The sequence below is a fragment of the Colwellia sp. Bg11-28 genome, assembly GCF_002836245.1.
GTDB classification, from domain to species: domain Bacteria; phylum Pseudomonadota; class Gammaproteobacteria; order Enterobacterales; family Alteromonadaceae; genus Colwellia; species Colwellia psychrerythraea_A.
Genome location: NZ_PJBA01000006.1, coordinates 772,699 through 788,760, shown reverse-complemented (window position 1 = coordinate 788,760; position 16,062 = coordinate 772,699). Strand labels below are relative to the sequence as shown.

Here is a 16,062-nt window from a genome sequence, read left to right as displayed (position 1 = left end):
CAATATACCTTTTGATAGCCGTGTTCCCACTGTTTAACATAACTCCCTCTTAAGGAATTACCTTGCTTAGTTATCGTCACGCTTTTCATGCTGGCAATTTTGCCGATGTACTAAAGCATAGTGTTTTATCACTTGTTTTAGATTATATGACTCGTAAAGAAAAAGGCTTTTGTTACATAGATAGCCACTCGGGGGCTGGTATGTATCAGCTAGCCGACGAATATTCCCAAAAAACGGGTGAGTATAAAGACGGTATTGCCAAGATTATTAACGATGAAGATGCGCCTGAGTCACTAGAACCTTATTTATCACTGATCAAGAGTCTCAACCTTGCTTCTGACCGTAAGACTGATCCAAGTGCAGACATAAGTACTGACACAAGTAACGACCTTGACGTTTACCCTGGCTCCCCTGGCATAGCAAAAGCTTTTGTTCGTCGACAAGACAGTAGTCATTTATTTGAATTACACCCGACTGATATTCAACACTTGGAAGATTTTTGCCAGCGCTGGCGTAAAGTGTTTGTTAAACAATCTGATGGCTATCAAGGTGTGCTTGGTTTAATACCACCACCAAGTCGTCGTGGTGTGGTACTTATCGATCCTCCTTATGAATTGAAAGAAGACTATCACAAAGCGGTAAAAACTATTATTAAGGCCTATGAAAAGTTTTCAACAGGCACATACATTCTTTGGTATCCCGTTGTTAAGCGCGAGTTAGTTGAGCAGATGAGCTATACCTTCACTAAAAGCTCGGTCAAAAATGTATTACAAGTAGAGTTTTGTCTAGAAAGTGATACTGATGAATACGGTATGACAGGTACTGGATTGTTTATTGTTAATCCTCCATGGCAATTAACTTCGCAGCTTGAAGAAATATTACCTTATATGAAGACTAAATTAGGCAGTGACGACACAAGTTACACACTTAACCAGTTGATCGCTGAATGATATAGATGAGTGATATATATAAGCTCAGACTAAATAATTGTCTGGAGGTAAACCAATCTTAAATATTGCTAGAGTCTTCTAAGTCATATGACTTAAAAGACTCTATTTTAAAGCAAAAGAGCATAACTAAGCTCGATTTGTTTTTACTTGATGAAACTCTGGCGATTTCAGTATAAAAATGTCATCGACATAAAATTGCTCTGCACTACTTGCTTGCCACCAATGTTGCCAAGACTCATCAAGGTCTAACTTGTTCTGTAAAGGGTCAACTAAAGCCATTGCCGGTAATGGCGCTACAATACTGCCCATCGACATTTGAACGCCATAAGGTGAACGCCTTTTAATCATTTGCGGAATGAGCTTAGCTGGATCGTCCAAGCCCATACTCCCCACCAATTCAAAGAAACTTGCTACCGTATTATCATGGAAGTTTTTCACTCGGTCACTTTTTGACTCGATGTCAATTGCTTTTGCTCTTGCGGGATCTTGAGTCGCTACACCTGTAGGACAAAGGTTAGTATTACAATGTCTTGATTGTATACAGCCAATGGCCATCATCATAGTTCTAGCCGCATTAACTACATCGGCGCCGGCAGCAATTTTTGCGAGTAAATCAAAGCTTGATGCCGTTTTACCTGAAGCAATTATTTTTATTTTATCTCTGAGTCCAACACCAACCAATGCATTGTTTACTATGCTTATGCCTTCTAGACAAATTAGCCCTAAGCGATTAGTAAATTCAACTGGTGCAGCACCTGTCCCCCCTTCGGCTCCATCAACAGTGATAAAATCAGGTGTAATACCTGTTTCTAACATTGCTTTACAAATACTTAAAAACTCGGCGGGGTTACCAATACATAATTTAAAGCCAATAGGCTTACCGCCACTTAAGCTGCGTAATTGCTCGATAAAAGCTAACAAATCCTTTGGGGAAGTACATTCTGGGTTAACTGCCGGCGAGATACAGTCTTTATCCTTTGAAATATGTCTGATGTGGGCGATTTCGTCGGTAATTTTCGCTTTAGGCAGCACACCACCATGACCTGGCTTTGCGCCTTGACTTAATTTTATTTCAATCATTTTTATTTGTGGCAGCTTAGCTGTTTTCTCAAAGGTAGCAGGGTTAAATCGTCCCTGTTCATCACGACAGCCAAAAAGACCGGTACCTAGCTGCCACACAATATCGCCGCCGTGCTTTAAATGATAAGGGCTCGCAGCTCCTTCACCAGTATTATGATAACAACCTGCTTTTTTAGCACCTAAATTTAGTGCTTCAATGGCATTTGAACTTAACGAGCCAAAACTCATCGCTGAAATATTTAAATAGGATGCTGAGTATGGCTGCTGGCAACTAGCACCACCAATAATGACTCGCTTAGCAGCCTCTTTGATATGAGTAGGCGCTAATGAATGCCATAAACTTAGATAATTATCTTCAACAAGATTACGCTGGGTACCAAAAGCGATAGTATCACGGACATTTTTAGCACGTTGATACACTAAAGTACGTTGCTCACGGTTAAATGGACGCTCTTCGGTATCGTTTGCTATGAAATATTGTTGTATTTCAACTCGGTAAGATTCAAGGAAATAACGTAGATAAGCGACTACCGGATAAAGGCGATTCAGACTATGGCGACTATGAAAGACATCATACAGTCCAATAATGCTATAAAGTAATGTTGAGATTAATAAAATTAAACTAAAAGCACTTTCGCTGTGCATGTAGAAGTACCCTGCTGAAAAATTACCAACACTGGCAATGAACCATAGAGCTTTTTGCATGATGGTCATGAAACATCCTCATAGAATTATAATTATTATATTTGTCAAGCGCATTAATCAAACTTATTAATCCAAAAGAAGGATTAAATAGTTTGGTACTAATAACTTACCATTATTCACTCTTCTTTGAATACGAAAGTTTTTATAAAGACTGTCAATTGGTTTACTCATTACTTACTTTGCTTAAAACAAAGTCGCTAGCCCTGTGTGAGTTTCAATAGGTAAGTAATAATTCTATTGGTATGACCGATAAAAAATCAATTTTCCTACTTGTTTTCCTCTTATTTGTTACTCCCTAAATTTGCATTTCAAGCTTTAACATATAAGCTTATATTAACTACCATCTAGGTCTAAAGCATGATTTTCAGTTAACAAATATATTTGTAAACTTTCAATGATTGACTTAACTACTTTGAATGTTTTCATATAAGAGAAATTTATGAAAAAAACTAATAGTCACATAATCTTACCTCCTGCAAAACGATATAAACTATTTGTGCTTATGTTTGCATTGTCGATGTCTACAAGCCATTACAGTTATTCACAGCAAATAACTGAATCGCAAGAGTCTGCTAATAAAAAACACCTACTTGAGTTAGAGCGACAATATAAAATACTAATTCAGCAGGGAAAGGAGATTGAAAAATTAAAACGTTCAATTAAAAAGCAAAGTTCAAAAATCAATCAACAGAATAAGAATTCTCCCAAAAACAAAAACGCCCAACAAGCTAGCAATCAAGTTACGAATAACAAAAAACGTAAAGTTTCGCCTGTCATTAATAAGCCGGTAGGTAAAGCGCCACCTAAAAAAGCTACCCGCATTGATGTCTCAGCTATACCTAAATTAAGTACTAATAATAGCGGCGTACTTACAAAATCAGGTACTTTAATAATAGAGCCAAGGTTAGGTTATTCATACACAGATACTAACCGTGTATTTCTAGATGCTTATTCTTTTCTACCTGCACTCGTGGTTGGTGTGATCGACCTTAGAGAAATAAAGCGTCATACCGTTGTTGGTAGTCTCGGTGCTCGATATGGTGTGACTGATCGATGGGAGGTCGACATGAAACTTTCTTACATTGGCCGAAATGACAGTCAGCGCTCTCGCCCAATAAGCATAGGTGTTAGTGAGGATGACATATTTACAGCAAGTGGTAGTGATATGGGTGATATTGAATTGTCTACACGTTATCAGCTTAACTCTGGCGCAGATGGCGGAGCAATTTATGTTTTTAACCTTGTTGCCACAATCCCAACAGGTACAAGTCCATTCGATGTTGAGTATGTAGAATCAACACCAGGAACTGTTTTCCCTACAGAGTTACCAACAGGCTCTGGATACTACAGTGTTCAACCTAGTTTAACTGCAATCTACGCGACGGACCCTGGTGTGCTTTTTGGTAATATAAGCTACGGCAATAACTTAAAAACCGATGAAGAGGTAGGGGAAGTTAATCCCGGTGATAGCATAGGGTTTAGCTTTGGCTTAGGTCTGTCATTAAATGAACGTACTTCTATGAGCTTAAGTTACTCACATAAACATGTATTAAAATCCAAAATTGATAACTTTAAAATTAACGGTAGTGCGCTTGATATTGGCCAACTGATTATTGGCTATTCATTCAACTATACAAAACAAACAAACATTAATTTATCATTGAATATTGGCGTTACTGATGATGCTCCAGATATCAGACTTAACTTCAGGCTTCCAATGGTGTTTTAATTCGATATATTTAAAGCAACACTTTGTTTATAGCCATTTCGTTTAGAATTCAGTTGGAATCAACTACACCTCAAGAAAAGTAGACCGATAATAAACATAATTATTCAATGTTAACTTAGTCTAAAGCTACTTCAAACATTTCTACCCGTACTTCGGGGAGTAGAGAAAATAATACTCAGCCCATACAATGCATAGAATTTCTTTTTAAGTTTTAAAGGAATAATCATTTATCAAAAATGCGTATTGATTATGAGTCGCTCAGAGATTATCAATCTAACACTTTCAAGTGGAAGGATTATACCCGTCACCATTCAAAGTGCAGGATTTCATGGGGAATTAAAATGACTTTAGGCAATACAAATAATTTAAGCAATTCACTCTATGCCTTGATTATTTAACGCCGAATAAAATCATTTTAAACCCATAGAAGAAGCTCTTGAGCAACATCACTTCATCGTTGCTGTGATTTATAATGGCGCTACATGGATGGTGTTATTAGAGAATGCAGGAGCATATTCTCCTGAATAACTATTATTTCACCACAGCGCCTTGAATTGAAATTGCTCAAGCACTCTGAAACCTGTATCTTGATTGGTGATGGGCATGTAAAAACGTCATATTATCAGTGGTTTAACCTTGTGGTTAATGGTTAATGGTTAATGGTTACAGGCAATGAGTGTAAATTATAAAATTGGCTATCACTTGGCGTTAAGTTAATATTATCTAAGTTTTTTATATCAATATTGATGTTGTTGATCGTTTGAAGTAATTGGTTGTCTAGATCATTTTGTACTACTGACTTAAATAAGGTATTAGATAATCCAGGGATATTTAGTTTTCCGTTCTTAACTAAGTTCTGATTATTTGCAGTTTGAAAATATGAGCTAGAGGTCTCTTGACCATTTCGAAATATACGCTTTTCAAAACTGATATCAACTATGACACCATTAGATAATATAAATCCTCCTCGTGAAAAAGCTAACTTTTTGTCCGATACCTTAAGCCATTTTTCTTTATCTAGAGGTGCCTTAAAAGCTACATATTCTATGCTTGCAGCAGACACTAAACATGACCCAGTCATGATTATAAATGCCATAACTATACATAGGTTCTTTAAAAGCATGACCGAGTTTATATTCATCTAAATATCCTAAATGTTAAATCAGAAATCAATTGCTGAAGGTTGCAGTACATTAAATAGTGCTAAACTAGAATGATCCACGGCTAAGCCTAAATTAGCCTTCACTCGTAACTTCCACTCTTCCTGCGTTTGGTAATGATTAGAGGCAATGTCCTTTTTGTCTTGAATAACAAAAAGAATTTGCTTGTTCCACATTTTTTCAAATTCTGCTCTGCTATAGACTTTAATACCGATGGCAGGATCACCAACTAATACTTCCTTTTCATCACTGCCTTTGATAATAACAAAGTGCATATAACCTTTATTATTAATAATAGTTATTGCCGGAATTTCAGCTTTTGCAAGCTGATTTAAACTTATTTTAAAACCATTAGATCTATAACCTCGACGTGATAAATAGAGTTTCATATCAAACAACGAGAAGCCTTCTTTCTGTATTTTATTTTGATTACCATGGCTATACATATCTTTAAAGACTTTAAACTCATCAACAACATCGTCATAATGAAAAGACAACAAACTTGCCAAAGTGGCAGAACCACAACTAAAGTCGTATTGTTGTTTATAGATAGTTTTGAAACGCCGCTCTTTGATGCTTGAAACATTTACTGAAAATTCGCCTCCACTAAACCCCCCGCCTAAATTAACAGTGCCTGCATGTGCAGACATTATTTGCATTAGCATTATTGCTATTAGCGGGAAAAATACCGTAAACATTCTACTCATAATGACACCTTTACTCAGGAGTTATTGTAATAGTAATTATAGTCGAGTCTTGAATGATGACATTATTCCCCGTATTTTGAATAATCGAAAATACTCCACTTGCATCAGTAAACGAGCCTTGATCTATGATGTTATATCCAGTAACACTGTTGTTAACACCATTATTGGTAAGCTCGGCTCCTAAGTTCGCATTGCTAGTAACATCGACGACTCCACCAAGGCCTCGGATTTGATCTAATTCTTCAAGCAATACAGGCGCAACATCAATTATCGTAATGTCTATAACATCTTCGGCAAAGGTTTTGTTGCTCATTATAATTAATAAGATAAGTAACATTAATAGACGAGTACTTTGATATAGCTTTTTCATAGCCCTTATCCTTATAGGAAGTTGCTGGCATAATGCCAGCAACTTTTAACGTCATTTTACATAAACCTTAACGTGTCGGTGTACCTACCTCTCATTGGTTTACATCAACATTCCCTTGAAATGATACCTGTTGTTGAGTTAAAGCATTATTACCAAGATTTTGTACATTTTGGTTAATACCAGCGGTACCATTAAAGGCATCGGTCATATTGTTGCTTTGTGACATTGTAGAAGCACCACCAAAGTTATATGACACGTTATTATCAGCAACTGTACCTGTTAATGAAGATTCATTAACACTGTAGGTTGTAGTCGCTGTGCCGCCGTTATTTGCTGAAGATGTTCCCCATCCATCAGCCCAAGCACTACTGTTGTCGCTATTGTCGCTGTTATCGCTATTGTCGCTGTTATCAACCGTGGCGGTACTGCCATTATTCGCTGAAGCGGCTTGATCACTGGCATCAGCATAACTATTGTCACTATTATCTGTAGTTGAGTTATCACTATTATCGGAGTTATCAACGGTCGCTACTCCACCATTATTGGCAGCTGCAGACCCCATGGCATTTGCATTAGCCATGCTCTTATCAGAGTTATCCGAATTATTACTATTGTCTGAATTATTGCTGCTATCCGAGTTATCCGAGTTATCTGAATTATTTGAATTGTCATTACCATTATCTGAAATGGCTAAGTCAAGATCATTGCTGTTATCAGAGTTGTCCGAATTATCAGAATTGTCGCTGTTATCTGAATTGTCATTACCGCTATCTGAAACGGTAAGGTCTAAATCAGCACTATTATCAGAGTTATCCGAATTGTTGGAGTTGTCATTGCCGTTATCCGAAATCGCAACATCTAAATCATTGCTATTATCAGAGTTATCCGAATTATCACTATTATCTGAATTATCTGAGTTATCCGAATTATCTGAGTTATCATTACCGTTATCTGAAATAGCAACATCTAAATCATTACTGCTATCAGAGTTATCAGTATTGTCGCTGTTGTCCGAATTATCACTGTTATCTGAATTATCACTGTTATCTGAATTATCGGAGTTATCATTAGCATTATCTGAAATAGCAACATCTACATCATCACTATTAGTGCTGTTATCCGAGTTATTCGAAGCATCCGAGTTATCCGAGCTATCCGAGTTATTCGAGTTATCCGAATCATCCGAGTTATCCGAGTTATCCGAGTTATCATTAGCATTATCTGAAATAGCAACATCTACATCATCACTATTAGTGCTGTTATCCGAGTTATCCGAAGCATCCGAGTTATCCGAATTATCCGAGTTATTCGAGTTATCCGAATCATCCGAGTTATCCGAGTTATCCGAATTATCATTAGCATTATCTGAAATAGCAACATCTACATCATCACTATTAGTGCTGTTATCCGAGTTATCCGAAGCATCCGAGTTATCCGAATTATCCGAGTTATTCGAGTTATCCGAATCATCCGAGTTATCCGAGTTATCCGAATTATCATTAGCATTATCTGAAATAGCAACATCTACATCATCACTATTAGTGCTGTTATCCGAACTATTCGAAGCATCGCTGTTATCTGAGTTGTTATTAGCTGAGTTGTCGGTAGTTACAGTCGAGTTATCATTTGCTGCGGATGAGCCATTATCCGCTTCATTTGCCAATGCTAAATTGGCTGCAGAACTAAGTATTAGGGCAATACTTACTGCTAGTATGTTTTTGTTAAAAAGTTTCATATTTTACACTCCACTAAAAATTATTTAGTAACTATTAATCTACTTGAAACATCTAAAACGCTAGTAAGAAAGAAAAATCTAACGAAACAAGAAAAATAGTGACAGCTTAAACGTCCATATAAAGCGTGTATACCTATATAAAAAGCGTTAACCCATATCTGCGTTAACATATATCTGAATGCACCAGCTTTGTATTCACTGTGAATAGTAGTTCACGGCTAACTTAAAATTCCATTAAAGACACATCAAAAAACACTTAAAAAAAAATCTAAATCCCTTAATTTTTAAAATGATTTTATAAAATAGTAAGTAATTAACCGTAGGGGATTGTTGGAATTTTAACGATAAATATAGTTAGCTATAATTGTGTTAGGAGTTAGATTATCTGTCAGTATTTTTTACACTTATTTTTTATGCGCCATCAGTGCAACAGAGTGAATCAATTAAGCAATTGTATTAATAATAAAAAATATTTTAGGCGTAAATATTGCTTGTTTTTTAAACATATGATTGAAAATAGTTTTTTAACAATAAATTAACTTTTACTGTGGACTTTCTCTGCGGGGTTCAATCTTACTTCCAGAGTAAGAGAAATTATTTTCGTCATTACAATTAGAAAAGGACTTAAATATGCCCTATTTTCAGCATGACAATAGTATGCTCATAATTTCAAATGATAGCTTTATCATTGGCTTATTAACGGGATATTGTGTTGCTAATCATTTCACTCTTAAATGTATACCTCGCTCAAAGCCTCTATATACCAATGGTGATCATCCTAAGTTTAAGTTGATTATTTTTGATTTACGTGAACTGACACCTTCTTTAATTGAAGACCATTTAGAATCGTTAAACAATATTCATCATCAATATTCCATTCCTATTTGCGCCATACATAACAGAAATAGAATGCCACTTCATTTACTACTACCTTGGCTCAATTATTATAAAGACGAAACCTTTATTGAAAAACTTGATGATTATATTAATAAATACATTATCGATTTTACTCATGTCTTTGATGAACGAAGAAATTACAATCGTAGATTAGGGACTGACAGACGTACTTTATTAGGCACAATTAACTCTTTTTCATCCAAACAACTTAATGGGACTGCTAAGTTAGTTAATCCCGATGTAGAACTCGAATTATTGGGGCTTTTTAAAATAGACAGAGATTGTCAAAATGTTTATTTAAAAGGAAAAAACTTAGCGCTTACCTCTAAGGAATTTAAGCTTTTTAAATTGCTAGCTGAAGACCCTGAACGTGTATGTACGACCGAAAAGTTAATCACTCACTTATGGCCGAATCGAAGTCGTGCGAATAAATCTGACCTTTACCAATACATGCATTTATTAAGAAAGAAAGTTGAACTTGACCCAGATAATCCACATTGGATCATAACGATTAAAGGTGTTGGTTATAAATTACATATCTAGGTATTTTACTTACAAGGTATTTCACTAACAAAAACGCAATTCTAGAATGTCTAGTGGCTGAGTTGAGAGAGTTACTTATGATAGGTTGATGTTGTCATTTTATGATAGGACTAAAAGCATAATGCTTAAAAGAATTTGAGCCTTTTCATGGCTATATTACAGCGATTAAATAAGGGAGTACTCTCATTTAATCGCTGAGTCTACAACTGAAATGGCTCACAAACTCAGAAAAGTAAATCTGCATTTAATCTGAGATACATTAGCGAACAGTGCTTTAGCAAAGAGTGTTAATCCTGCTCTTTTTTAGTCGCATCTTCAATTTGATCTGGTGTTAACTTCTTGCGTTTAATAATTTTCATTGCGCCAGCATCCTCTATATCAAGGAAAGTTTTCTTAATAACTTTTCTTGGTTTATTGGCTACCGGTTTTTTGTTTTGTACTACATTATCTTTCGCTTTAACCGCTTTTGGTTTTTTAGGTTTTAAGCCTTTAAACTTAACCTTTATACCTTCAACTTTTGTAAAAGCTATTTTTTGTTGTAAAAAGGCTTCTACATTTTTAAAGCTTAACCAGTCATTTGGCCCTACCAATGAAATAGCATCACCTTTCGTTCCTGCTCGGCCAGTACGACCAATACGATGAACAAATTCTTCAGTATGCTTTGGCATATCAAAATTAATAACATGCGATACATTGATTAAATCAAGGCCTCGTGAGGCTAAATCAGTCGTTACCAATATTTTATGTTGGCCTTTAGAAAAGCTGTCCATAATTTGGTTACGTTGACCTTGGTTTAACTCACCACTTAAGGCTACTGCATTAAGGTCTTGCTCGGTTAGTAGCTTAGCTAAACGTTCAGTATCACTGCGTGTTGCCGTGAAAATGATGATTTGCTGTGATTTTTCAGTAACCAAGAAGTGCTGTAGTAACGCTTCTTTTTGCGTAAGATTATCAGCAAGGTAGAAACGTTTAGTAATGTCTTCATGTTCGGTATGAGCCGACTCAATAGCAACACGTTTAGGCTTTTTTAATAGCTCTTTTGCAAAGTCATTTACTTGCGCGTGGTCTAAAGTTGCTGAAAACAGTAACGTTTGACGTTTACGATGATCGGCTGCATTATTTATCTGCGTAAGCTCTTTACTAAAGCCTAAATCAAGCATGCGATCCGCTTCATCTAAAATAAGCAGTTCTAAACCATTTAAATGAAAGTGACCTTGCGTTAAGTGATCCGCTAAGCGTCCAGGTGTTGCAACAATAAACTCTGGCTCTTTCTGCAAAACTTTTACTTGGTCGTTAAAGTTTTCACCACCTAAAATTAATACCGCTTTATATTGAGTATTCGACGTAAACAAACGTAGTTGACTAAATACTTGTTTAGCTAATTCACGTGTTGGTGTTAAAATCACCACACGTGGATCACGCTTTGACAGAGCACGATTTTTATTCAGTCGCTGTAAAGCAGGAATAATAAACGCTAAGGTTTTACCTGAGCCTGTTTTAGACGAAGCAATTAAATCATGCCCCGCCATTGCAGCAGGAATAGCCTGTTGCTGAATTTGTGTTGGCTCGCTAAACCCCATATGCTCAATGGTACTCATTAAAGCACTGTCTAAACCAAAATCACTAAATTGCACTCGGCTTTCTCCTAAACTTATTTAAAGTGGTTAAACTCATCGTTAGATATGTCATTAACCAGCTGCAATTCGTGCTTCTACTACGATTAAAGCTTGTTCAATTCGTTCGATTACTTTGCTTTGGTCTAACAGAGCTAAGGTAATATCAAGTGATGGTGAGTTACCGCCACCTGTTGCAGCAACACGCAATGGCATACCTACTTTACCCATACCAAGTTCTAATTCTACAGCAGTATCGTTAATGGCTGCGTGAATAGGCTCTGGTGACCAATCAGTTAATGCAGCTAGTTTTTCTTTAACCAACATCATTGGCTCTTTAACGACTGGACGTAAGTGCTTTTTAACCGCTTTTGCATCAAGTTCAGTAAAATCTTCATAGAAGTAACGTGAAATATCTGCCATTTCTTTAAGGGTTTTTACACGATCAGCCTGAATTCTAACAACATCAGCTAAAGCAGGACCATTCTCGGTATTAATGCCTTGATCAGCCATATGCCATGCAAGATGCTCAGCTACGTAAGCGGGATCCATCGTTTTCATATAATGCTGATTTACCCAAATTAATTTATCGGTATTAAAACCAGAAGCTGCACGGTTACAATCTTTTAAATCAAATAATTCAATCATTTCTTCACGAGAGAATATTTCTTGATCGCCATGAGACCAACCTAAACGTACTAAGTAGTTTAGTAGAGCTTCAGGTAAATAACCGTCATCACGATATTGCATAACACCAACAGCGCCATGACGCTTGGATAAACGCTTACCGTCATCACCTAAAATCATTGGAATATGCGCATATTCAGGAATATCAGCACCCAATGCAGTAAGGATGTTAATTTGTTTAGGGGTATTACTAATATGATCATCACCACGAACAACATGTGATACTTTCATATCCCAGTCATCAACCACAACCGTTAAGTTATACGTTGGCGTACCGTCAGAGCGAGCAAGGATTAAATCATCTAATTGGTCATTACTGATGGTAATATCACCTTTAACCATATCTTTGATAACAACGTCACCACCAATAGGGTTTTTAAAGCGAATAACAAAAGGTTTATCTGTTGGGTGATCGGTACGATCACGCCATAAACCATTGTATTTTTCTATGCCGCCTGCTGCTTTAGCTGCTTCACGCATTACATCAACTTCTTCGCTGGTGCTATAACAACGATAAGCATTACCCGATGCAAGTAACTGTTGAATAACTTCTTTATAACGATCAAAACGTTCAGTCTGAAAATATGGACCATGTGTCCATTCAAGATTTAACCAGTTCATTCCATCCATAATCGCATCAACTGACGCTTGGGTTGAACGCTCTAGGTCGGTATCTTCTATGCGAAGAATAAAGTCACCGCCATTTTTCTTGGCGTATAACCAGCTATACAAAGCAGTACGGGCACCGCCAACATGTAGGTATCCTGTTGGGCTTGGGGCAAAACGTGTTGTTAAAGTCATAAGAATCTCTAAAGGGTGTCACTAACAGCGCCTATTTGGCGACATTGGGAGTGTAAATCGAAAAATTGACCGCATTTTAACACCGCACCTAAGTTAATTCATCACTTTGATGTAATTAAATAGTTTATACCAAGTTGATTAAGTTATTTCCCATTCAGCGAGAATTAAAAGGCTTAAAGGTAAGGCATTGATTGAAGAGAATGGTTATTCCCTTGTCAAAATCAATAACGCAACATATAAGCCTTTTAGACTCGTCCTTTGGAAGCTAATTAGCAAACTGATAACAGCGTAAAATGCATGAAATATAGAATAACTATGTTCAACTAATTTTTCTTGTTCTAAGCTTGCTAATGTAGCTCTGAGTAGGGAATAAATTTAATCAAATTGGTATTATCTTTGCAATGGGCATTAATGGGTAGAGGAATGACCAATAATTATTGATTTTTTGAGGTGGAGACGCAGGCTAAATAGCTACAAATAATAATTAATGGGTGTAGTAAAATATATGTACGGGAATATGAAGATAAACAAATTTTTTAACTAAATAATATTGAGGTAATACTAAAAGAAAATAAGAATAAAGAATGGTGGACGATACTGGGCTTGAACCAGTGACCCCCGCCTTGTAAGGGCGGTGCTCTCCCAACTGAGCTAATCGTCCATTTTAGTTTTAATTCTTTATGGATAAAGAATGGTGGCCATTATTTGCAAGAACGGGCTTGAACCTACTCTGCGTATAAAATCACAATACACCTTATAAAAAATAAAGTGGTGGACGATACTGGGCTTGAACCAGTGACCCCCGCCTTGTAAGGGCGGTGCTCTCCCAACTGAGCTAATCGTCCATTTAGTTTTAATTCTTTATGGAAAAGAATGGTGGACATTAGTTGCAAGAACAGGCTTGAACCTAGTCTGCGTATAAAATCACAATACACTTTATAAAAAAATAAAGTGGTGGACGATACTGGGCTTGAACCAGTGACCCCCGCCTTGTAAGGGCGGTGCTCTCCCAACTGAGCTAATCGTCCATTTTAGTTTTAATTCTTTATGGAAAAGAATGGTGGACAATATTTGCAAGAACAGGCTTGAACCTAGTCTGCGTATAAAATCACAATACACTTTATAAAACATAAAGTGGTGGACGATACTGGGCTTGAACCAGTGACCCCCGCCTTGTAAGGGCGGTGCTCTCCCAACTGAGCTAATCGTCCATTTTAGTTTTAATTCTTTATGGAAAAGAATGGTGGACAATATTTGCAAGAACAGGCTTGAACCTACTCTGCGTATAAAGTCACAATACACTTTATAAAAACATAAAGTGGTGGACGATACTGGGCTTGAACCAGTGACCCCCGCCTTGTAAGGGCGGTGCTCTCCCAACTGAGCTAATCGTCCATTTAGTTTTAATTCTTTATGGAAAGAATGGTGGACATTAGTTGCAAGAATTGGCTTGAACCTATTCTGCGTATAAAGTCACAATATACTTTGTAAAAACAAAGTGGTGGACGATACTGGGCTTGAACCAGTGACCCCCGCCTTGTAAGGGCGGTGCTCTCCCAACTGAGCTAATCGTCCGTCTCTTCGGGGGCGTATTATAGGCAGTTCGCAAAAGCTGTCAACAGAAAAGCTATAAGTTTCTAATTTTTTTTTCAAAAAATCATGCGCTTGATTTATTTTCAGCCATAACGCTGCATTAATACACATTAAAAATTACTTTTAACGTACTTAAGTTCATAAAACTAAAATGGATGACCTATCATCAACCAAGTACTTGTTCCTTCCTTTGAACGAGTGAAGTCTAATCGCACTACAATACCTGCGGTTAGGGCTCTTAATGAGACACCAACGTCTGATTTCCAGTCAGATAATAAAGTATCTCGATGAAAAGTAGGTGAAACTCTTCCGCCTTCAACATACAAAACCGTTTGAAACCAATCAAGATTTAGAAATCGTAACCATCGTACATTTTCTGTGGGATTATAATCTAAGGTCATACGATACTCGGCTGTAGCATAAACAACCGCTTTATCATGGAAGCGGTTTTGCCTAAACCCTCGCAAGCGATACATCCCCCCTAATGTTGCCCCCTCAAGAAAAGGAGCATGATTAATGACCTGGTTATTTCCAGCTTCATCATAAATAACCTCCCAACTTGGTGAGTAACCCAACCAAGCGTTGAGCGCGATAATATTTTGTTTCGCAAATGAACTTTTCCCTAAAGAAAAATATTTACTCACTTCCACCTCAACAAAGTCCCAGCGCTCTTTTGATTCTAACCATTCAGGATTATAACTATAAGCGATATATTGTGAGCTCCCTCTGCTAGGGTTAGCTGGAAAGTCCGTATTGTCGTAAAACATACCTAATTCAAGCGCATGAACTGCACCAGAAAGCTCACCCTCTTCATTTATATATTGCTGATAACGATTGAATTGCCTAGCAATAATGATACTAGTACCGGTGACTAGCGGGTTCCAATCAGCTGGTTCGGTTTCATCTTTTAATAACCCGCCCGCTAATTGATAACGAGCCATACTTTGCTCTTTAGCATCTCCCCAAGGCAGAACATACTCTAAACTCACCTCCCACCAATTACTTGAGCCGCTGGCTTGAATAAAGTCGTCAAAACTTGAGTCATTAGACCCTGCCCTAGGCGCTGATGTATATTTCTCTGGCAAAGGTGAGTATGCACGTAATAGTGGAAAGTTCCCCATCATACCAATAGCGCTAAAAAAAAAGCGTTTACTGTCAAAAACGCGATAGTTCCAAAGCCCTGCCCCCAAACCTTTAGTCTCCTCACCGCCATAAACGGTTCCTCCCATAGTCATTTGTTTTTGATATAGGCCAGAAGCCATAGCTCCTACACCGACAACTAAACCTAAGTCATCAGTACTAAAAGCATAGGGTAATACTAAACTTTCACGCATTTTAGTATTTTCTAGTCGCTGCACCGAGTACTTAACCTTACTCGGCGGCTTAGCGTGCACAGCAGTATTAAAAAACAGCCACTGCGTACTAACTAAAATAAGAAAAAGTAAACTGTGTGAATTAAGAGGTGTAACACTGTTTTTCATTTAGACACTAG

General features: G+C 37.1%; 11 protein-coding genes and 6 tRNA genes. 3 read left to right on the top strand and 14 right to left on the bottom strand.

Annotation, left to right across the window (positions count from 1 at the left end):
- Window positions 1–62 precede the first annotated feature (62 nt).
- Complete coding sequence (locus CXF79_RS10415; protein ID WP_101154869.1) at window positions 63–950, top strand: 23S rRNA (adenine(2030)-N(6))-methyltransferase RlmJ; 888 nt, start codon at window positions 63–65, stop codon at window positions 948–950.
- A gap of 126 nt (window positions 951–1,076) precedes the next feature.
- On the opposite strand, the gene CXF79_RS10410 is transcribed toward CXF79_RS10415, so the two are convergent.
- Window positions 1,077–2,744 (bottom strand): FMN-binding glutamate synthase family protein, encoded by a 1,668-nt coding sequence (locus CXF79_RS10410; protein WP_101154868.1) that lies wholly within the window; start codon window positions 2,742–2,744, stop codon window positions 1,077–1,079.
- 430 nt (window positions 2,745–3,174) lie between these two features.
- Between CXF79_RS10410 and CXF79_RS10405 the strand changes: the two genes are divergently transcribed.
- Window positions 3,175–4,464 carry a transporter gene (locus CXF79_RS10405; protein WP_011043990.1) on the top strand — a complete coding sequence of 430 codons (1,290 nt, stop codon included), beginning with the start codon at window positions 3,175–3,177 and terminating at the stop codon, window positions 4,462–4,464.
- A gap of 649 nt (window positions 4,465–5,113) precedes the next feature.
- Here CXF79_RS10405 and CXF79_RS10400 read toward each other — a convergent pair.
- The 4 genes from CXF79_RS10400 to CXF79_RS10385 form a co-directional block, all read right to left on the bottom strand.
- Window positions 5,114–5,545: a hypothetical protein gene (locus CXF79_RS10400; RefSeq protein ID WP_157825868.1), complete on the bottom strand. Its 432-nt coding sequence runs from the start codon at window positions 5,543–5,545 to the stop codon at window positions 5,114–5,116.
- An 81-nt stretch (window positions 5,546–5,626) separates the two neighbouring features.
- Window positions 5,627–6,331, bottom strand: a complete 705-nt coding sequence (locus CXF79_RS10395) for a C39 family peptidase (protein WP_232769136.1) — start codon at window positions 6,329–6,331, stop codon at window positions 5,627–5,629.
- 10 nt (window positions 6,332–6,341) lie between these two features.
- A complete protein-coding gene (locus tag CXF79_RS10390; RefSeq protein ID WP_101154867.1) occupies window positions 6,342–6,701 on the bottom strand; it encodes a hypothetical protein in 360 nt (119 codons plus the stop codon).
- 91 nt (window positions 6,702–6,792) lie between these two features.
- The gene (locus CXF79_RS10385; RefSeq protein WP_101154866.1) at window positions 6,793–8,436 is read right to left on the bottom strand and encodes a dentin sialophosphoprotein; all 1,644 of its coding nucleotides are present in this window, start codon (window positions 8,434–8,436) and stop codon (window positions 6,793–6,795) included.
- A 630-nt stretch (window positions 8,437–9,066) separates the two neighbouring features.
- Here CXF79_RS10385 and CXF79_RS10380 point away from each other — a divergent pair.
- Window positions 9,067–9,876 carry a winged helix-turn-helix domain-containing protein gene (locus CXF79_RS10380; protein WP_101154865.1) on the top strand — a complete coding sequence of 270 codons (810 nt, stop codon included), beginning with the start codon at window positions 9,067–9,069 and terminating at the stop codon, window positions 9,874–9,876.
- A gap of 287 nt (window positions 9,877–10,163) precedes the next feature.
- On the opposite strand, the gene CXF79_RS10375 is transcribed toward CXF79_RS10380, so the two are convergent.
- The 9 genes from CXF79_RS10375 to CXF79_RS10335 form a co-directional block, all read right to left on the bottom strand.
- The gene (locus CXF79_RS10375) at window positions 10,164–11,510 is read right to left on the bottom strand and encodes a DEAD/DEAH box helicase (protein WP_101154864.1); all 1,347 of its coding nucleotides are present in this window, start codon (window positions 11,508–11,510) and stop codon (window positions 10,164–10,166) included.
- Between the two features lie 54 nt (window positions 11,511–11,564).
- Window positions 11,565–12,977, bottom strand: coding sequence for a glutamate--tRNA ligase (gltX, locus tag CXF79_RS10370; protein WP_101154863.1), 1,413 nt, complete (start codon window positions 12,975–12,977; stop codon window positions 11,565–11,567).
- 585 nt (window positions 12,978–13,562) lie between these two features.
- A tRNA-Val gene (locus CXF79_RS10365) sits at window positions 13,563–13,638 on the bottom strand.
- Between the two features lie 108 nt (window positions 13,639–13,746).
- Window positions 13,747–13,822, bottom strand: a tRNA-Val gene (locus CXF79_RS10360).
- A gap of 107 nt (window positions 13,823–13,929) precedes the next feature.
- Window positions 13,930–14,005: transfer RNA gene (locus CXF79_RS10355), tRNA-Val, on the bottom strand.
- 107 nt (window positions 14,006–14,112) lie between these two features.
- Window positions 14,113–14,188: transfer RNA gene (locus tag CXF79_RS10350), tRNA-Val, on the bottom strand.
- 108 nt (window positions 14,189–14,296) lie between these two features.
- Window positions 14,297–14,372, bottom strand: a tRNA-Val gene (locus CXF79_RS10345).
- Window positions 14,373–14,476: 104 nt separating this feature from the next.
- Window positions 14,477–14,552 (bottom strand) — tRNA-Val (locus tag CXF79_RS10340).
- 164 nt (window positions 14,553–14,716) lie between these two features.
- Window positions 14,717–16,051 (bottom strand): BamA/TamA family outer membrane protein, encoded by a 1,335-nt coding sequence (locus tag CXF79_RS10335; protein ID WP_101154862.1) that lies wholly within the window; start codon window positions 16,049–16,051, stop codon window positions 14,717–14,719.
- Window positions 16,052–16,062 lie beyond the last annotated feature (11 nt).

Bases quoted from the DNA above. Each gene is read 5' to 3' on its own strand.
- CXF79_RS10410 (WP_101154868.1), bottom strand. From the start codon at position 2,744: ATGACCATCATGCAAAAAGCTCTATGGTTCATTGCCAGTGTTGGTAAT.
- CXF79_RS10405 (WP_011043990.1), top strand. From the start codon at position 3,175: ATGAAAAAAACTAATAGTCACATAATCTTACCTCCTGCAAAACGATAT.
- CXF79_RS10400 (WP_157825868.1), bottom strand. From the start codon at position 5,545: ATGACTGGGTCATGTTTAGTGTCTGCTGCAAGCATAGAATATGTAGCT.
- CXF79_RS10395 (WP_232769136.1), bottom strand. From the start codon at position 6,331: ATGAGTAGAATGTTTACGGTATTTTTCCCGCTAATAGCAATAATGCTA.
- CXF79_RS10390 (WP_101154867.1), bottom strand. From the start codon at position 6,701: ATGAAAAAGCTATATCAAAGTACTCGTCTATTAATGTTACTTATCTTA.
- CXF79_RS10385 (WP_101154866.1), bottom strand. From the start codon at position 8,436: ATGAAACTTTTTAACAAAAACATACTAGCAGTAAGTATTGCCCTAATA.
- CXF79_RS10380 (WP_101154865.1), top strand. From the start codon at position 9,067: ATGCCCTATTTTCAGCATGACAATAGTATGCTCATAATTTCAAATGAT.
- gltX (WP_101154863.1), bottom strand. From the start codon at position 12,977: ATGACTTTAACAACACGTTTTGCCCCAAGCCCAACAGGATACCTACAT.
- CXF79_RS10335 (WP_101154862.1), bottom strand. From the start codon at position 16,051: ATGAAAAACAGTGTTACACCTCTTAATTCACACAGTTTACTTTTTCTT.